The following is a 16,642-nucleotide window of genomic DNA, read 5'->3' on the forward strand; positions in this document are numbered from 1 at the left end:
TATTTTGAAGACGATAAACATTCTTCAATAGTTGCGAAGAGCTTTTAAATAATTTAATGCGCCTCCAGCCAATTTAACCCTGTACCTATTTCTACCATTATCGGCACTTCGGTTTTGATGGCGTTCTTCATGTTTTCCAGGATGATAGGTTTTACAATTTCAATCTCGTGGTTGGGCACATCAAACACCAACTCATCATGCACTTGCATGGTCATGCGGGCATCCAGCTTCAGGGCTTTAAACTCGCGATGAATGTTGATCATGGCTATCTTGATCATATCCGCCGCGGAGCCCTGTATGGGCGCGTTTATAGCATTTCGTTCGGCAAAGCCGCGTACGGTTTGGTTGGCTGAGTTGATATCGCGCAGGTAACGGCGGCGGCCCATCAGGGTACATACGTAACCGTTCTCGCGGGCAAAGTTCATGGTATCGGCCATGTATTGTTTGATGCCGGGGTACTGTGCAAAATAGTTTTCAATGATCTCGGCGGCCTCTTTACGCGGGATGCCCAGGTTTTGCGATAACCCAAATGCCGACTGCCCATATATGATACCAAAGTTTACCGCTTTGGCATTGCGGCGCTGGGTGCTGTCTACCTCATCGATGCCAACCCCATACACTTTTGCTGCTGTGGCGGTATGGATGTCGATATTATCTACAAACGCCTGGCACATGTTAGGGTCTTTGCTGATCTGGGCAATGATGCGCAGCTCGATCTGCGAATAATCGGCAGATACAATGCTGTGATTCTCATCGCGCGGGATAAAGGCTTTCCTCACCTCGCGGCCCCGCTCGGTACGAATGGGGATGTTTTGCAGGTTTGGATTATTAGAGCTTAACCTGCCCGTTGCCGCCACCGCCTGGTTATAGCTGGTGTGCACACGCCCCGTTTTAGGGTTCACCATGGTGGGGAGGGCATCTACATAGGTAGATTTTAACTTTTGCAGTTGGCGGAAATCCAGTATATCCCTTACAATATCGCTTTTAGCAGCAAGCGATAGCAATACATCCTCACCGGTTTGGTATTGGCCGGTCTTGGTCTTTTTAGCCTTAGGGTCAAGCATTAGCTTTTCAAACAATACCTCGCCCAATTGCTTTGGCGATGCGATATTGAACCTAACGCCCGCTTTTTCAAATACGGTTTTCTCCAGTTTGGCTATATCGGTTTCCAGTTCCTTTGAAAATTCGCGCAGGGTATCATGGTCAATACGTACACCTTCGTGCTCAATATCGGCCAGCACGTATATCAGCGGGTTCTCAATTTTATGCAACAGGTCTTCTGCCTCTACTTCCTTTATCTTCGGCTCAAAAACGGTGCGTAGCTGCAGGGTAACATCGGCATCTTCGGCCGCGTAATCTTTTATTTTCTCGATCTCCACATCGCGCATGTTCCCCTGATTTTTTCCCTTAGGGCCAATAAGCTCTGTGATGGAAACCGGCTTGTATTGCAGGTAATTTTCTGACAGGATATCCATGTTATGGCGGGTATCGGGGTCTATCACATAATGCGCCATCATGGTATCAAACAGCTCGCCTTTCATTTCCACATCATACCACTTCAGCATCAGTATGTCGAATTTAAGGTTCTGGCCCGTTTTGCCAATATTAGGGTCTTCAAACACAGGTTTAAACTCGGCAACGATCTTCTTTGCTTCCGCCTCGTCATGCGGGGCGGGTACATACCAGCCCTGGTGGTGCTTCACAGCAAACGATAAACCCACCAATTCGCAATGATTGGCATCGGTGCCGGTGGTTTCGGTATCAAAGCAAAAGTGCTTTTGCTGTTTTAATATATCAATCAGTTCGGCGCGTTTTTCAAAGGTATCGGCCAAAATATATTCATGTTCAACAGTGTTGATATTTTTGATCTCAACCTGTGTTGGCGCTTCGTATATATCCTGCACATCAACCTCAAGGGTTGTACGGCCATCGGCCACGGGGTTGCCAAACAGGTCGGTTTGTACCGATACCGCCCGGGTTTCGGTAATACTAAAATCATCGCCAAATACACGGCGGCCTAATGTTCTAAATTCCAGTTCGGCAAACAGGGGTTCCAGCAGGTCTTTACTTGGCGCACACATCTCAAGCCCGGCTTCGTCCAGCTCAACAGGCGAATTTAGATTTATGGTAGCCAGCTTTTTCGACATCAGCCCCTGCTCAGCGTATTGCTCCACGTTTTCGCGTAATTTGCCTTTTAGTTCGTGGCTATGAGCTATAATCTCTTCAACCGAGCCATATTGTTTAATAAGCGTTTTGGCTGTTTTTTCGCCCACGCCCGGGATGCCGGGAATCCCATCCACTGCATCGCCCCAAAGGCCCAGAATATCTATTACTTGTTCCGGGCGTTCAATTTCCCATTTCTCCAGCACTTCTTTCACGCCCAATATCTCCATATCGTTACCCATGCGGGCAGGTTTGTAAATGCGGATATTTTCTGACACCAGCTGTGCAAAATCCTTGTCAGGTGTCATACAGTAAACCTGGTAACCTTTCTGTTCGGCTTTTTTGGCAAGGGTGCCTATGATATCATCGGCTTCATAACCGTCGGAAGTGATCAGCGGAATGTTAAACCCTAAAACCACTTTAAATATATACGGAAGGGCTTTACTCAAATCCTCGGGCATGGCCTGGCGGTGTGCCTTGTAGCCTTCAAAATCGGTATGGCGTTCGGTTGGCGCATCGGTATCAAATACCACGGCCATGTGGGTGGGTTTCTCTTTACGTAAAACTTCCAGCAGAGTGTTGGTGAACCCCATAACCGCGGACGTATTTAACCCCCCCGAAGTAAAACGCGGATTTTTACTCAAGGCAAAATGCGCCCGGTATATCAGGGCCATACCATCCAATAGAAAAAGCTTCTTCATTTTTTGTGATTACACAGATTGTGATTGATTGCACCGATCACCGGTGTGATTTCAAAAATACGATTAATGTTAATCTATCCTTATCAAATTTACAATTCCTCCCTGGAGAGATCTGCGTAGTGTTATCATCTAAAACTACACTCGGGGATATGGTCGTTAACCATGCCGGTGGCCTGCATGTGGGCGTAGCAAATAGTGGTGCCAAAGAATTTAAAGCCGCGCTTTTTCATGTCCTTGCTTATTGCGTCCGATTCGGGGGTGCTTACCTGCGGCCCGTTGTATGTGGTAATGGGTTTACCATCGGGCATAAAGCTGTACAGGTAGTTATTGAAAGAGCCAAACTCCTTTTGCACCTCAATGAAAAGCCTGGCATTGTTTATAGCAGCGTCTATTTTTAAACGGTTACGGATAATACCGGCATCGTTCAGCAAGCGTTCCTTATCCTTATCGTCAAACTTAGCAACCTTTTCTACATCGAAGCCGGCGAAGGCCTTCCGGTAATTATCGCGCCTGCGCAAAATGGTTATCCAGCTTAAACCGGCCTGCGCTGCTTCGAGCGTTAAAAACTCAAACAGCACCTTATCGTCGTGCGTTACCTTGCCCCATTCCTTATCGTGGTATTCCATGTAAAGCGGGTCGGTACCGCACCATTTGCAGCGGGTAATTTCTGTTGGCAGTATTGAGTTTGCAGTTGACATAAGGAGTAAATTTAATAAATTAATCGCCATTGCGAGGTACGAAGCAATCTCTTTAGGACGGCGGTACACATGCATAACGGATCTGCTTAAAGAGATTGCCGCGCTAACGCTCGCAATGACATGGTAAAAAATTATAATCCGTTCAATTCATCCCAATACTCCACTGCTCTGCGGTAATGCGGAATAACAATAGAGCCGCCTACCAGGTTGGCTATCATAAAAACTTCGTTCATTTCATCATGCTTTACGCCTGCCTCGTGGCATTTGCCCAGGTGGTATTTAATGCAATCATCGCAGCGTAAAACCATTGAGGCTACCAGACCCAGCATTTCCTTGGTTTTTACATCCAGAGCGCCGTCGGCGTAGGTAGTAGTGTCCAGTGCAAAAAACCTTTTGATATTAGTGTTGGCGGTTTCCATTATCCTGTCGTTCATTTTTGTACGATAGGCTTCAAAATCGTTTATTAATTGACCCATAGGGATGAATTATTAAGTTTATTTAATGTATAATTTAGTGTTTAAAGGTATAAATGTTTTATTTTGATAGCGCCCGATTAATCATAAATTTACCATACAATTAAAAAATCACCATGGAAAGTTTATCACCAAATATTTTTGTAAACGACATGAAGGCCACCGTGGCTTTTTATAAGCTGCTGGGTTTCGAAGTAACCATGAGCGTGCCTGAAGCAGGCGAGGAACTGGTTTGGGCCATGATGACCAGCGGCAAGGTTACAATGATGTTTCAGACCTATGCGAGCCTTGCGGATGAACTGCCCGAGATAAAGCGCACCGATGGCGGATCGTTATTGTTATACATTAATGTGAACGATATAAACGGTTTGTTCGACAGGATAAAAGATAGCGTGAAGGTACTTAAGGGACTTGAAAAGACTTTCTATGGCGCTACCGAATTTTCTATACTCGATAATAACGGTTATGTTTTGACCTTTGCACAACACCAATAGTTAATGATCAGCTTTAAACGCGCCGACCACTTTCATGTATGTGTACCGCCCGAACGGCTGGAAGAAGCAAAGGATTTTTATACCCGCATAATAGGCCTTGGGTTAATTAACCGCCCCGATCATCTTTTTTCATCTGCCGGGTATTGGTTTAATATTGGCGATGTGCAGCTGCATATTGGTGTTGAACTCGCGTTACCACGCACCATACGCCACACCGCAATGGAAGTTACTGATGTTGATGCCGCCCGCCGGCATCTGGAAGCTAACGATGTGGAAATAGTGGAAGAGCCTGTTATCCCCGGGCGGCGGCGCTTTGCGTTTATAGATCCGTTTGGTAACCGCATGGAGTTGCTGCAAATTACAGGCTGACGCCAACAGTTGGCGTGATTTGTGCGTATGTAAGGGATATGAAACTTATTTCGCCAAAATTGCATGGCATTATCGATTACCTTTTGATCCTGTTCCTGTTTGCATCGCCTACCTTATTTGCTATGCCCAACAATGTAAGCACCTATACTTACCTGCTGGCTGCAGCACAATTGATACTTACCATAGTTACCGATTATAGTTTTGGGATGTTCCGGATGGTGCCACTGGGCGTTCACCGCATTATTGAACTGATCATATCCCTGGGGCTAATCCTTTCTGCATTTACCCTGTTTCAATACGACGAGCGGTCAAAGCCTTACTATTTAGGGCTGGGGGTAATTTGGTTTATTGCCGCCCTTTTTACCGATACCGACAAAAAGAGGGATGCCGTTAAAGCGCCAATTCTATAGCCGGGTCCCAAAAAAGCGCTTTAAAATTTTGCACTTGGTTATCAATAACTTCAACACCCTCGCTTTGCAGCATTTGCTCCATGGTATTACCACCAAAGTGGAATTTGCCGGTTAATAAGCCTTGCTTGTTTAATACACGATGCGCAGGCACGGGCGGGTTTGCAGTGCCGCAGGCCATCATGGCATAACCCACAATGCGCGATGATTGCTTAGAGCCCAGGTAAGCTGCAATAGCGCCGTATGATGTTACCCTGCCCCTGGGTATCTGCCTTACCACGTCATACACGTTATCAAAAAAGTTATAATCGGGCATTGTGCTTAAAATGAGAATTTAAGGTAGTTAATATTCTTATTATGCTGCAGGTATTTTTTTTCGTAATAGGTTTTTATCGACAGCACCTCATCGGCATATTCCGAGTGGTAAAGGTCTTCCGTTTTGGCAAATAGCTTTAAAGCAAGTTCGGCTATTTTATCTGCCGTATAGGCATGCAGGCCATCGTTATCGGTCTTCAGGTTAATGTAGCCGCCCGGTTTAAGCACCACCCGGTACATGTTTAAAAACCGGGAAGATGTAAGCCTCTTTTTCTCGCGGCTTAGCTGCGGTTGCGGGTCGGGGAAGGTTATCCATATCTCGTCAACTTCGCCTGCTGCAAAATAATCTACCAGGTTCTCTATCTGCATGCGCAAAAAGGCAACGTTGGTAACGCCTTCTTCTAAAGCGGTTTTAGCGCCGCGCCAAATACGGTTGCCTTTATAATCAATGCCGATAAAATTTTTATCAGGGAACATGCGGGCAAGGTTAACCGTGTATTCGCCTTTGCCGCAGGCCAGTTCTAATACAACCGGATTATTGTTTTTAAAAAAGCCTGCGGCCCAGTTGTCCTTGAACGGCTTGCCGGCATCTAACTGCAGTACATTGCTAAACGTTTCTATCTCGGCAAAGCGCCTTATCTTATCTTTTCCCATAAAAAAGCAAAAATAAGGATTTTTGTGATTGTTGTGCGTGCCCCGTTTTCTATCGCTGCGCTTTATAACCCGAGGGAACGAGGAGAAATCTTGTTGATGATTCAATTTGCGGCTTGTCATCCGAAAAACTTCTTACATGCGTTCGAAATGACATGCTATGATATGGAAGCATATAAAATAAAAAAGGGATAAACCCTGTGGGTCTATCCCTTTTTCGTTAAAACTGTGTTTCGCAACAGGGCTTTAAGATCTTAATATGGCTGATAGGCCGGTACATCGTCTTTTTCCAATACTATCCCGGTATCCTTATCATCTTTCGCTTTCTTTTTAAAAATATTCCCAAAAAGGTTTTTAGCCTTATCCCATACACTGCTTACCGAGTCTTCGCTAATGTAGTGCGATGCTTTTTGCGAAAGAATGCCTACCAGCGTTTTGATGATAAAATTTGAATGTCTGAATATGGTTTTATTGAGTGTTAAAGGCAATACAAACCTTGATAAAAGCCCTAAAAAATCCTGGTTAAAAAAACCCGCCCCTTGTATACCATCGGTTGCGGCCGATTTAGGGAACAACGAAAGGACTGTTGAAAATATGGCCGATGGCCCGCTAAAGCGCGCTTTTAAAGCAATGGCCTGTTCAGCCTCTAAATTTTTTAAACGGCCAATCTCGGCTTGCAACTCAAATATATTTCTGATAGGTGTTTCCATGTGCTTATTTAAATAACTTCCTGATCATGGCATTAATTAAGGGCCTTTCGAAACTGCGTTTTGCTAACATTATAATAACGGCCATAAGCAGGTATAATAAAGCTACGCAGCCAAACCCCTGCCAGTACGAGTGCAGCACATCGGCCAGGAACAGCGCCAGCGTAAAACTGGCGAATAAGAAGGTCAATACCAGGCTTAGTATAATTACTATATCAATTAAAATATCAGCTAAAACTGATGTGCTGCGTTCAATCACTTCATACTTCAAAAGTTTAAAGCGCGTTTCAGCATAATCTTTCAGCTGGTCAACAATCGGGCGCGTGGTTTCTGCTTTTTCCTGTTCCATATAAATTTGTTAGTACAGCGGGCTTTATATGCCCGGCGGTAAGTTATGCGTGCTCCAGGTCGTCCTGATATTCTTCTTCAGCGCCTTTTACTTTGCTTTTTATATTCTCTACAACTTTATCTTTAAGGCCTACAAGCTTATCAATTTCGTTAGCGGCAGTTTCTTTGATAGAATCGCCAAGGTTGCTCAATGATTCTGAAAGCTTATCGCGTGTTTCGATACCTTTATCGGGTGCAAATAAAATTCCCAGTGCCGCACCTGCCGCTAATCCTGCCAGTAGGGCGACAATAACTTTTGTGTTATCGTTCATATTGTATTAATTTTTAAGTTGAGTATTTGTTTTATAATTATTAAATATCTTTTCAAAAAGGGTGCTACCCATGTCATAATCAGTTAGGTATAAAACTACTGCATTTCGGGCCCCGTTCGTATCCGCTCCAGCCTGTCGGCCGCCATACGGTTAGTTTCATATATTTCTAACAACAGCAAGAAATACGATAATAACACCGGCCCAAAAACCAGGCCAAGAATGCCAAACAGGGGCAAGCCAATAAACACCCCTACAACTGATATAATAGGGTGCGTATTGCCAATACGCTTATTGATTATCATACGCAACACATTATCAACGTTGCCAATAAACAATAACCCCCAGGCCAGCAGCAATATACCCTTAATATTGTGCCCGCCTGCAAATAATATAACGCTGGCGGGTATGCACAGGGTTGGCGCCCCTACCACCGGCAAAAACGACAGGAACGCGCCTATAACTCCCCAAAAAATAGCATCGGGTATGCCAAAAGCGTAAAAGCCCATTGCCAGCAATATACCCTGGGTAATAGCGATAATGCCCTGCCCCAGAACATTAGAATAGGTTGAATTGCGCAGCTCGGTAGCAAATTTTAAGGCATGTTGCTCCCGAAAGGGAGCGTATTTCAATAACCCTACTTCAAACTCGCGCATTTGCACAAACATAAAGTACAATAAAAAATACATTACCAATAAGGTAAGTATAATACTGGCCGCGCTGCCCAGCAACGATGGAAAAAGGTCGGCGGCATAAGCCCCCAACTTTTGTAAGGTATTTTCGGCAAAGTGCGGCTGATTTAAATTAGCTGCTGTAAATGCGTCTATCTTCTCGGTCCATTTATCAATATTGATAGACTCGCGGTTTAAGCTCCCTATTTTGCCTATCACCATAATGCTCAGCGACAGGAACGGGATAACAATTACGATGAGGGAAATCAAAATAATGATGATGGTGGCCAGCGTACTGTTAAATTTACGCCGCTCGACCATGTACAGGTAAAACGGCCTGAAAATGGTAAAGAGCACAATTGCGCCCAATATTGAGCTAAACAGATCGCTTAAAGCGTAGAGTAAAAAGCAACCGAGCACAACAATGCTTACCAGTATTATATTATTACGCTGCTTATAATTAAAAATAGACATTCTATAAACCGGAAAGCTAATTGTGATACTAATATATAAACAAAAAAGCGCCAAAAAGTTTTTAGCGCCGCGGTCTCATTTTTTTATTTAAAGCCGTCAAGAAGTTTATCAATTTTCAGCGCCGATTGGGCCAGGCTCTCCAGGTAAATTTCAAAGTCGCCGTGTATACCCTCTACCTCGTACCTTAAGCCTTCTAATGCCAGTTGAATGTTCGATAGCTGGTTTTTGATATCGTGCTTTAACATATCCAGGTCCGTTTTATCTGCAGGGTTGTTTAAATCTTCGGCCATAACTATTTCAAATTGATCGCTTTCATTTTATTGTAAAGCGTTTTACGGTCGATATTCAAAATCTCGGCAGCTTTTGTTTTGTTAAAGTTTACTTCGCGCAGTACTTTCAATATGGTTTCGTGCTCGGCACCCAAGGCAGCGTTTTTTAAATCGTGCTTGGGTTCCTTAACCTCGGTATTAACCAATGTGCCGGCAGGTTCAAACGATGATACCTTAAAGTTCGATATCTCCAGCGGCAGCGTTTTCATGGTGATCTCGTTACCCTCGCTTAACAAGGTAGCCCGGCGCACCACGTTTTTCATCTCGCGGATGTTTCCCTGCCAGCGGTAATTCATAAAACATTCTACAACCTCCGGTGCAAAACTGGTTACGTTACGGTCAAGCTCCTGGTTGGCAATCTTCAGAAAATGTTCGGCCAGCATCATAATATCGTTCCCACGTTCGCGCAAGGGCGGCATGTAAATACTAAATTCGTTAAAACGGTGATAAAGGTCTTCACGGAACTTTCCTTTTTGGATACCCTCCTGCAGGCTTTCGTTGGTGGCTATAATAATGCGTACATCCAGGTCTATCTCTTTAGTGCTGCCTATACGTTTTACTTTACGCTCCTGCACGGTACGCAGCAAAGCGGCTTGTATCTCATACGATAGGTTACCCACCTCGTCAAGAAACAAGGTGCCGCCGTTGGCCATTTCAAAATGCCCTATCTTGGTATAAAGCGCCCCGGTGAACGATCCTTTTTCGTGGCCGAAAAATTCGCTCGCGGCCAACTCTTTGGTAAGCGATCCGCAATCCATCGCCACAAAAGGCTGATTATGCCGTGGGCTGTTTTGGTGTATGCTTTTAGCAACCGACTCTTTGCCGGTGCCGCTTTCGCCCAATATGATAACGCTGTAATTGGTGGGCGCAACCAGTTCAATCTGTTTTAAAAGTTCTTTTGATGCGCGGCTGGTGCCAACCACAAACTCGCCCGACAGTACCTGCTTTTTACTTTCCTTTTGAGGCTTATCGCCCGGGCTGTAATCGTTATGGGTCATTTCCTGCAGTGCGTACTGCGTTTCAATGGCCTTGTTAATGGTATTTAATATCTCGTCGGGATAAAGGGGTTTGGTGATATAGTCGTATGCGCCCATTTTAATAAGCTCGACCGCCATTTTTATATCCGAGTACCCGGTAATGATGATAACGCCTGTTTTTGGATAAAGCGCTTTGATGTTTTTAAGCATTTCGCGGCCGTCGGTATCCTCCAGTCTAAAATCGCACAGCACCAGGTCAAAATCATTTTTTTTGAGATATTCCATCCCGGCGGCGCCATTTGCAGCTGTACTTACCTCAAAACCGTTGCGTACCAAAAACTTTGATAGCAATAGCCCAACGTTAACTTCATCATCAATGATGAGTATTTTTTTCATATCAGCAGTTACTGTTTACAGGTAAATGTATTACGCAGGTTAAGGTACAAATATTTGCTAATTTATCAGAATTATTATTGATATGGGCTAAAAACCGGCTTTTGGACGCAAAAAAAAGGGAGCTGTTGTGCTCCCTTTTTACAATTGTTGCCTTTACCGGTCTGATTTCTTTTCTTAGAAGCCGTATGCAACACGCACACCTAAAAAGCTTGGCTTGCTGCTGTCAAGAGCGCTGTTAAATTTAGTAGTTGCCTCGTAACGTACGCCGGCATCAATGAAGTTACCGCTTGCACTAACCGGGAACTGAACACCAATTTGCGGCGCGTAAACAAACGCTACAGATTTATCTTTGTAGGTATCATCGCTGTTCAGCAGGAATGATGCACCTGCTTCGCCCTGAATGTAAAAATTCTGAACCGGGAAGAATTTTAAACCTGCTTTTACCGGTAATAATTTGATATCGGTAATATCGGCAGCGGCTACACCACCTACATTCTTTTTACCGAAAATGTTGTTGTAACCGGCGTTAACGGTAACAAATAGTTGTGTTGCCACAGGGATATCGGCCTGTACCGATCCACCTAAATTCCAGTTATGGGTATCTTTCAGGTCGCCAACCGGTACGCCTGCGTCAACACCGATGCTGTAGCGTATGCCGCCATTTGTAGTTGTGCTTGTAGTTGTTGTTTGGGCATTAGCAGCGAATGATAGTCCGGCGAAAGCTAAGGCCAATGTTGCGATTTTTAATGTACTTTTCATGATATAATAATATTTAGATTAACGTGCTTTTTTGTTTGCACAGGGCAAAGTAAAGCACGAAATCGGGTACATTTATTCATCAGATTGTCACGAATATTCAATCGATTGATTAATAGGGAATTAATTTTGACCCATTTGGACAAATAGTCAGGGCAGTGTAAATAATGTGTTAAAAACCAGCCTGGTTTATGAAATTTGAATGAAAAGTGGCTGCTCCGTTCTAACACCAATGAAGCGGAAAAACTCGAAAAAATTGAATTTTTTTACCGGTTATTTACCGGCCTTTGAACGCTGCTTTACGCTTTTGCATAAACGCCGAAACGCCTTCCTTAAAATCTTCGGTACCGAAACATTTGCCGAACTCGCGGATCTCGGTCTCGAAACCATTGATACCTTCTTTATCAAAATCATTTACCGTTTTGATGGCAGCTGCCAGGGCAAGCGGTGCGCGGGTCAATATCTTGTTCATGATCTCTTCGGCCTTTGGCAGCAGGTCGTCCTGGAAAACTACGTGATTAACCAAACCCGCGGCAAGTGCTTCGGCAGCGCTTAGCATATCAGCGGTCATGATCATTTCCAATGCCTTTCCCCGGCCCACCAATTGGGTTAAACGCTGCGTGCCGCCGTAACCGGGAATTAAGCCAAGCGTAACTTCGGGCAACCCCATTTTGGCGTTTTCAGACGCGATACGAAGATGGCACGCCATTGCCAGTTCTAAACCGCCACCTAACGCAAAGCCATTTATAGCTGCAATTACCGGCTTATTGCCATTGGCAATTACATCAAATACGGTTGATTGCCCTGTGCGGGCCAGTTCGGTACCACCCTGTACGTCAAGGTCGGCAAATTCGGCAATATCCGCCCCGGCAACAAATGCCTTTGTACCTGCGCCGGTAATGATGATCCCGCCCACACTATCATCTTTAAAAGCCGCGGTGAATGCCTCGTGCAATTCGGCAAGGGTAAACTGGTTAAGGGCGTTCAGCTTACTTTCGCGGTTAGTGGTTATATAATGTATGCGGCCCCTGGTTTCGGCCAGTATGTTTTCAAATTCCATGATCTGGTAAATTAAAAGTTGCGGTTTGCATGTACCCAGTTGGTAATATAGGTAACAATATCGGCTGTGCTGGTACCCGGCGGAAACAGTTCGCCCACGCCTGCCTTTTTTAGTTCGGCCATATCATCTGCCGGTATAATGCCCCCGCCGGTAAGCAGCACATCATCCATTTTTTTCTCTTTCATGAGCGCCATCACCTTCGGGAAAACCGTCATGTGCGCGCCTGATAATATCGAGATGCCAATAGCATCCACATCTTCCTGCAGGGCGGTGTTCACCACCATTTCGGGCGTTTGACGCAGGCCGGTGTATATCACTTCCATACCGGCATCGCGCAGGGTGGTGGCAATAATGCGTGCACCGCGGTCGTGCCCGTCCAGGCCTACTTTAGCTACTAATACGCGTATAGGGCGGTTAAATTGGTTATCGCTCATGTAAAACGAATTGGTTGGTGTAAAAGTAAGAAGAAAAACGTTGGAATTTTGATTACGCGGTTTAAAGGAATAGGATTATTGGCTCTTCGTTAGGTGCGGCAGTAGTCACGTTAAGCCTGCGGATGTTCATTTTCTTTGTCTTAGCCACAAAGAAAACGAACCAAAAGAAAAGGCCAAGTCAGAGCAATGCTTCCCCGCTCCCTGCCGGTTCTTAACGCTTTTGCTGGATGACTCGTTGCGCTCGCATCACAACGCAAAAGCTAAACCGTCATTCCCGCCACACACCCGGCCCGCCTGCTCTGACATTTACCCCCACCCTTTTTGAAATCCTTAAATTAGGAAGTCGCATGGATCATGGTTAAAATCGCACTACTGTTTTGCTGACGTAGAGAAAAAGAAATCCCTAAATAAGGAAAATCCCATATCAGGGTTCAGACAATCTTCGCGTTAGGGATTGCAGCGGATACCGGCACCGTGGCTAAAGCCTGTGCTGTATGAGCGTAAAGCCCGGCCCGCAGGGAACGCCCTTAACAGTTTGCAGTTTGAGCCGGCAGTTTGCAGTTATATATTATATTCCATTTATTCTTATTTACATCCAATTCTGATTATGTATAACACTGTCTAAAAATGTATTATTTCCGTACTTTTGATCCCATCATGAGCGAAGAAAGATCACTTAATTTTTTAGAGGAGATTATTGAGGCGGATATTGCCGCCGGCAAAAACGACGGCCGGGTGTTAACCCGTTTCCCGCCCGAGCCTAACGGTTACCTGCATATTGGCCACGCCAAGGCCATTTGCCTGAGCTTTGGCCTGGCGCAGAAATATAATGGCAAAACAAACCTTCGTTTTGACGATACCAACCCCGCTAAAGAGGAAGTTGAATACGTAGATAGCATTAAAGAGGACGTAAAGTGGCTGGGCTTTGAATGGGCCAAAGAATGTTACGCGTCCGACTATTTTGACCAACTGTACAATTTTGCCGTTGAGCTGATAAAACAAGGCCTTGCTTACGTTGACGACAGCAGCGCCGAAGAAATTGCCGCTCAAAAAGGTACGCCTACCGAGCCCGGCGTGGCTAACCAATACCGCAGCCGCTCGGTTGAAGAAAACCTGCAGCTTTTTGCGGATATGAAGGAGGGTAAGTACCCCGACGGCGCCAAGGTGTTACGTGCCAAGCTCGACCTGGCATCGCCAAATATGCTGCTGCGCGATCCGCTGATGTACCGCATTAAGCATACGCACCATCACCGTACGGGGAGTACCTGGTGCATTTACCCCATGTACGATTTCGCTCACGGGCAAAGCGACGCCATTGAAGAAATTACCCACTCGATATGCACGGTTGAATTTATACCTCACCGCCCGCTTTATGAGTGGTTTATTGAGAAACTGAACCTGTTCCCGAGCAAGCAGTACGAGTTTGCCCGCCTTAACCTCAATTATACCGTGATGAGCAAGCGCAAGTTGCTGCAACTGGTTGAGGAAGGCCACGTTGATGGCTGGGACGACCCGCGTATGCCTACAATTAGCGGCCTGCGCCGCCGTGGCTATACGCCTGCCAGCATTCGCGAGTTTTGCGAACGCATTGGTGTAGCCAAGCGCGAGAATATGATTGATGTTGGCTTACTGGAGTTTTGCATCCGCGAAGACCTGAACAAAACCGCGTGGCGCCGTATGGCTGTACTCGACCCGGTTAAACTGATCATCGATAACTATCCGGAAGGCAAAACCGAGATGTTTACCGGCGAGAACAACCCTGAAGCCGAAGGTGGCGATGGTAGCCGCGAGTTTCCGTTTGGTCGCGAGCTTTGGATAGAGCGCGACGACTTTATGGAAGAGCCGACAAAAAAATATTTCCGCCTGGGCATTGGCCTGATGGTGCGCCTAAAAAGCGCTTATATTATTAAAGGCGAAAGCGTTGTTAAGGATGCTGAGGGCAACAGTACCGAGATACATTGCTCGTACATCCCCGAATCGCAAAGCGGCAACGATACCAGCGGCATTAATGTGAAAGGCACTATTCACTGGGTGAGCGCCGAACATGCAAAAACTGCAGAGGTTCGCCTATACGATAGACTTTTCCGGGTGGAAGACCCAAGCAACGAGGACGGCGACTTTAAGGATTACATTAACCCCAACAGTCTGCAGATAATCCCAACGGCTTATATAGAGCCCGACCTGACCAACGCTAAAGTGGGCACACCTGTACAGTTTATGCGTAAAGGTTATTTTACGCTTGATAAAAACTCGACCCCTGATAAACTGGTGTTCAACCGCACGGTTACGTTAAAAGATGGCTGGGTGAAGAAAGGTTAAAGCTAATAATAAACCACAGAGGGCTAAAGTTAAACTTTAGCCTTTTTTTATATCCCGACCTTTGCAAAATAAAAATTTTTGAGCTATTAAACCCGCACGTATTTTTCGGCTCATACCGATATGAAAAAAATACTTATACCTTTATTACTTGTATTTCTTATGGGCTGTGCAGCGCCAAAAATGGTTGCGGTTAACATGCCCGAAGATCAGTTTAAAAAAGAACATGCATCTGCCAAGCTTATAGAATTATCTGAATCGCGCACCGTTTACCGGCAACTCAATTACGCCCCTGGCGAAGGGCTTTATAAGTTCTATTATTTTAAAAATGGCAAGCTCACTTTAATGGACGAAGGATTTTTACCGCACGGGCAAACCACCCCTGTGCCTACGCCTGAATTTTAACGGTTAATATTTCTGATAAACATTATACAACACATCCAAGTCGAACTGCGTTAGCCGGGTGGATTCTTCGCGCTGTACAAAGTGGCGTTTAAATGCGCCGATAGCGGCGGGCAGGTTACGGGTGTCATACCCTATCAGTCGCAGGGCGGTAGCGCTGTCAAAGTTTGCAGGGGCGGACACAATGATCATATCTGAATAATAGCCGAAGCCTCTGCTGGCAAGCAGTTCCCACGGGAAGCGGATCCCCGGGTCGGGTTTGCGGCCGGGGGCAACATCGCCGTGACCAATAAAATTGGCTGTGGGTATGTTGTAATCCTTCTTTAATTTAGCCAGCAATGCCAGCAAGCTGCTGATCTGCGCGGGGGCGAAGGGTTCGTTGCCTTTATTATCCAGCTCGATACCTATCGAGCAGCTATTCATATCGCTGATGCTGCCCCATTTGCCAACGCCGGCATGCCAGGCACGCATATAATCGTTAAGCATGTGCACCACAGTACCGTCTTTACTGATAACATAGTGAGCGCTCACCTGCGGCCTTACGAGTGTGAAGGTTTTGATGGTTTGCGCCAGCGAGTCCTGCGCGGTATAGTGGATAACAACATAGTTTGGCTTACGCAGGTTAAAGTTAACCGTACCCACCCATTCGGAAGATATAGGCCTGCCCAGGCTATCTGTTAACATGGCCGGATTTTCTGCCAGTAACACCTTGCTTAAGCTATCGGCATGTTCGGTGTACACTTTATTGGTAGCAGCGTACCGGCTGGCAAGCGGCTTTACCTTTGGCGAACAGGATGTGATGATAATGGCGGTAATGGCAAGCAGTAGCAGTCGGTTTTTCATAGTTGGTGCTAATTTAGCAAATTTTGTGCCTTGATATTTTATTCATTCTACACCGCGTCATTGCGAGGTACGAAGCAATCTCTTTAAGTTGGTATACGATTAGTTCTTCGTTAGGAATGGGTTATACTATATGACCGCCAGTTGATGTACTTTTTCTTTTCTGCAGGTGCAATGCCTGTGCTACCCGAACAGGCCAATGCCGCATTGTGAGGTTGCGTTAAGGCAGTGGGGGACCTATCGAGGATTGCCACGCTACGCTCGCAATGAACTGTGTTTAAAATCAAATAATATTTGAATAATTTTCGTTGTATTTTGTTTTTTGTGTTGCAATAGCAAAGGCCTGTTTCAAT

At 45.5% G+C, this 16,642-nt stretch carries 20 protein-coding genes; 5 read left to right on the plus strand and 15 right to left on the minus strand.

Features of this window, described 5'->3' with window-relative positions; genetic code table 11:
• Positions 1–53: 53 nt before the first annotated feature.
• The 3 genes from polA to HDC91_RS14875 all read right to left on the minus strand — a co-directional run bounded on the left by polA (position 54) and on the right by HDC91_RS14875 (position 4,038).
• Positions 54–2,864, minus strand: coding sequence for a DNA polymerase I (gene polA, locus HDC91_RS14865; protein ID WP_183553438.1), 2,811 nt, complete (start codon positions 2,862–2,864; stop codon positions 54–56).
• 125 nt (positions 2,865–2,989) lie between these two features.
• Positions 2,990–3,562: a DNA-3-methyladenine glycosylase I gene (locus HDC91_RS14870; protein WP_183553440.1), complete on the minus strand. Its 573-nt coding sequence runs from the start codon at positions 3,560–3,562 to the stop codon at positions 2,990–2,992.
• A 131-nt stretch (positions 3,563–3,693) separates the two neighbouring features.
• Positions 3,694–4,038: a carboxymuconolactone decarboxylase family protein gene (locus tag HDC91_RS14875; protein ID WP_183553441.1), complete on the minus strand. Its 345-nt coding sequence runs from the start codon at positions 4,036–4,038 to the stop codon at positions 3,694–3,696.
• A 113-nt stretch (positions 4,039–4,151) separates the two neighbouring features.
• Here HDC91_RS14875 and HDC91_RS14880 point away from each other — a divergent pair, with 113 nt between their 5' ends.
• From HDC91_RS14880 to HDC91_RS14890, 3 genes are read left to right on the plus strand one after another with little or no spacing between them, the layout of a single operon-like run.
• Complete coding sequence (locus tag HDC91_RS14880; RefSeq protein ID WP_183553443.1) at positions 4,152–4,529, plus strand: glyoxalase/bleomycin resistance/extradiol dioxygenase family protein; 378 nt, start codon at positions 4,152–4,154, stop codon at positions 4,527–4,529.
• A 3-nt stretch (positions 4,530–4,532) separates the two neighbouring features.
• Positions 4,533–4,898: a VOC family protein gene (locus HDC91_RS14885; protein ID WP_183553445.1), complete on the plus strand. Its 366-nt coding sequence runs from the start codon at positions 4,533–4,535 to the stop codon at positions 4,896–4,898.
• 38 nt (positions 4,899–4,936) lie between these two features.
• Positions 4,937–5,308, plus strand: a complete 372-nt coding sequence (locus HDC91_RS14890; RefSeq protein ID WP_183553447.1) for a hypothetical protein — start codon at positions 4,937–4,939, stop codon at positions 5,306–5,308.
• Here HDC91_RS14890 and HDC91_RS14895 read toward each other — a convergent pair.
• The 11 genes from HDC91_RS14895 to HDC91_RS14945 form a co-directional block, all read right to left on the minus strand.
• Positions 5,289–5,621, minus strand: coding sequence for an MGMT family protein (locus HDC91_RS14895; RefSeq protein WP_183553449.1), 333 nt, complete (start codon positions 5,619–5,621; stop codon positions 5,289–5,291). The two genes, HDC91_RS14890 and HDC91_RS14895, sit on opposite strands and share 20 nt — an antisense overlap.
• Before the next feature lie 5 nt (positions 5,622–5,626).
• Positions 5,627–6,274 carry a tRNA (guanosine(46)-N7)-methyltransferase TrmB gene (gene trmB / locus HDC91_RS14900; RefSeq protein WP_183553451.1) on the minus strand — a complete coding sequence of 216 codons (648 nt, stop codon included), beginning with the start codon at positions 6,272–6,274 and terminating at the stop codon, positions 5,627–5,629.
• Positions 6,275–6,525: 251 nt separating this feature from the next.
• Entirely contained in the window at positions 6,526–6,981 is a 456-nt protein-coding gene (locus HDC91_RS14905) for a hypothetical protein (RefSeq protein ID WP_183553453.1), read from the minus strand.
• A gap of 4 nt (positions 6,982–6,985) precedes the next feature.
• A complete protein-coding gene (locus HDC91_RS14910; RefSeq protein WP_162430258.1) occupies positions 6,986–7,327 on the minus strand; it encodes a phage holin family protein in 342 nt (113 codons plus the stop codon).
• Between the two features lie 43 nt (positions 7,328–7,370).
• Positions 7,371–7,637 carry a YtxH domain-containing protein gene (locus HDC91_RS14915; RefSeq protein ID WP_162430257.1) on the minus strand — a complete coding sequence of 89 codons (267 nt, stop codon included), beginning with the start codon at positions 7,635–7,637 and terminating at the stop codon, positions 7,371–7,373.
• Positions 7,638–7,732: 95 nt separating this feature from the next.
• On the minus strand, positions 7,733–8,779 hold the full coding sequence (locus tag HDC91_RS14920; protein ID WP_183553455.1) for an AI-2E family transporter: 1,047 nt from the start codon (positions 8,777–8,779) through the stop codon (positions 7,733–7,735).
• A gap of 83 nt (positions 8,780–8,862) precedes the next feature.
• Entirely contained in the window at positions 8,863–9,069 is a 207-nt protein-coding gene (locus HDC91_RS14925) for a hypothetical protein (protein WP_183553457.1), read from the minus strand.
• Positions 9,070–9,071: 2 nt separating this feature from the next.
• On the minus strand, positions 9,072–10,481 hold the full coding sequence (locus HDC91_RS14930; protein WP_183553459.1) for a sigma-54 dependent transcriptional regulator: 1,410 nt from the start codon (positions 10,479–10,481) through the stop codon (positions 9,072–9,074).
• A 174-nt stretch (positions 10,482–10,655) separates the two neighbouring features.
• On the minus strand, positions 10,656–11,240 hold the full coding sequence (locus HDC91_RS14935) for an outer membrane beta-barrel protein (protein ID WP_162430253.1): 585 nt from the start codon (positions 11,238–11,240) through the stop codon (positions 10,656–10,658).
• Positions 11,241–11,514: 274 nt separating this feature from the next.
• Positions 11,515–12,297 (minus strand): enoyl-CoA hydratase/isomerase family protein, encoded by a 783-nt coding sequence (locus HDC91_RS14940; RefSeq protein ID WP_183553460.1) that lies wholly within the window; start codon positions 12,295–12,297, stop codon positions 11,515–11,517.
• 11 nt (positions 12,298–12,308) lie between these two features.
• Positions 12,309–12,731 carry a cobalamin B12-binding domain-containing protein gene (locus tag HDC91_RS14945; protein WP_183553462.1) on the minus strand — a complete coding sequence of 141 codons (423 nt, stop codon included), beginning with the start codon at positions 12,729–12,731 and terminating at the stop codon, positions 12,309–12,311.
• A 657-nt stretch (positions 12,732–13,388) separates the two neighbouring features.
• Between HDC91_RS14945 and HDC91_RS14950 the strand changes: the two genes are divergently transcribed.
• Complete coding sequence (locus HDC91_RS14950) at positions 13,389–15,050, plus strand: glutamine--tRNA ligase/YqeY domain fusion protein (protein ID WP_183553464.1); 1,662 nt, start codon at positions 13,389–13,391, stop codon at positions 15,048–15,050.
• Positions 15,051–15,170: 120 nt separating this feature from the next.
• The gene (locus tag HDC91_RS14955; protein ID WP_183553466.1) at positions 15,171–15,452 is read left to right on the plus strand and encodes a hypothetical protein; all 282 of its coding nucleotides are present in this window, start codon (positions 15,171–15,173) and stop codon (positions 15,450–15,452) included.
• A 3-nt stretch (positions 15,453–15,455) separates the two neighbouring features.
• Here the strand turns inward: HDC91_RS14955 and HDC91_RS14960 are convergent, their stop codons facing one another.
• Positions 15,456–16,292, minus strand: a complete 837-nt coding sequence (locus HDC91_RS14960) for an N-acetylmuramoyl-L-alanine amidase (protein ID WP_183553468.1) — start codon at positions 16,290–16,292, stop codon at positions 15,456–15,458.
• Positions 16,293–16,642 lie beyond the last annotated feature (350 nt).

It is taken from the genome of Mucilaginibacter sp. AK015 (genome assembly GCF_014200785.1).
Taxonomy (GTDB): Bacteria; Bacteroidota; Bacteroidia; order Sphingobacteriales; family Sphingobacteriaceae; genus Mucilaginibacter.

Excerpts from the sequence above, each read along its gene's own strand:
- polA (WP_183553438.1), bottom strand. The coding sequence starts at position 2,864 with ATGAAGAAGCTTTTTCTATTGGATGGTATGGCCCTGATATACCGGGCG.
- HDC91_RS14870 (WP_183553440.1), bottom strand. The coding sequence starts at position 3,562 with ATGTCAACTGCAAACTCAATACTGCCAACAGAAATTACCCGCTGCAAA.
- HDC91_RS14875 (WP_183553441.1), bottom strand. The coding sequence starts at position 4,038 with ATGGGTCAATTAATAAACGATTTTGAAGCCTATCGTACAAAAATGAAC.
- HDC91_RS14880 (WP_183553443.1), top strand. The coding sequence starts at position 4,152 with ATGGAAAGTTTATCACCAAATATTTTTGTAAACGACATGAAGGCCACC.
- HDC91_RS14885 (WP_183553445.1), top strand. The coding sequence starts at position 4,533 with ATGATCAGCTTTAAACGCGCCGACCACTTTCATGTATGTGTACCGCCC.
- HDC91_RS14890 (WP_183553447.1), top strand. The coding sequence starts at position 4,937 with ATGAAACTTATTTCGCCAAAATTGCATGGCATTATCGATTACCTTTTG.
- HDC91_RS14895 (WP_183553449.1), bottom strand. The coding sequence starts at position 5,621 with ATGCCCGATTATAACTTTTTTGATAACGTGTATGACGTGGTAAGGCAG.
- trmB (WP_183553451.1), bottom strand. The coding sequence starts at position 6,274 with ATGGGAAAAGATAAGATAAGGCGCTTTGCCGAGATAGAAACGTTTAGC.
- HDC91_RS14905 (WP_183553453.1), bottom strand. The coding sequence starts at position 6,981 with ATGGAAACACCTATCAGAAATATATTTGAGTTGCAAGCCGAGATTGGC.
- HDC91_RS14910 (WP_162430258.1), bottom strand. The coding sequence starts at position 7,327 with ATGGAACAGGAAAAAGCAGAAACCACGCGCCCGATTGTTGACCAGCTG.
- HDC91_RS14915 (WP_162430257.1), bottom strand. The coding sequence starts at position 7,637 with ATGAACGATAACACAAAAGTTATTGTCGCCCTACTGGCAGGATTAGCG.
- HDC91_RS14920 (WP_183553455.1), bottom strand. The coding sequence starts at position 8,779 with ATGTCTATTTTTAATTATAAGCAGCGTAATAATATAATACTGGTAAGC.
- HDC91_RS14925 (WP_183553457.1), bottom strand. The coding sequence starts at position 9,069 with ATGGCCGAAGATTTAAACAACCCTGCAGATAAAACGGACCTGGATATG.
- HDC91_RS14930 (WP_183553459.1), bottom strand. The coding sequence starts at position 10,481 with ATGAAAAAAATACTCATCATTGATGATGAAGTTAACGTTGGGCTATTG.
- HDC91_RS14935 (WP_162430253.1), bottom strand. The coding sequence starts at position 11,240 with ATGAAAAGTACATTAAAAATCGCAACATTGGCCTTAGCTTTCGCCGGA.
- HDC91_RS14940 (WP_183553460.1), bottom strand. The coding sequence starts at position 12,297 with ATGGAATTTGAAAACATACTGGCCGAAACCAGGGGCCGCATACATTAT.
- HDC91_RS14945 (WP_183553462.1), bottom strand. The coding sequence starts at position 12,731 with ATGAGCGATAACCAATTTAACCGCCCTATACGCGTATTAGTAGCTAAA.
- HDC91_RS14950 (WP_183553464.1), top strand. The coding sequence starts at position 13,389 with ATGAGCGAAGAAAGATCACTTAATTTTTTAGAGGAGATTATTGAGGCG.
- HDC91_RS14955 (WP_183553466.1), top strand. The coding sequence starts at position 15,171 with ATGAAAAAAATACTTATACCTTTATTACTTGTATTTCTTATGGGCTGT.
- HDC91_RS14960 (WP_183553468.1), bottom strand. The coding sequence starts at position 16,292 with ATGAAAAACCGACTGCTACTGCTTGCCATTACCGCCATTATCATCACA.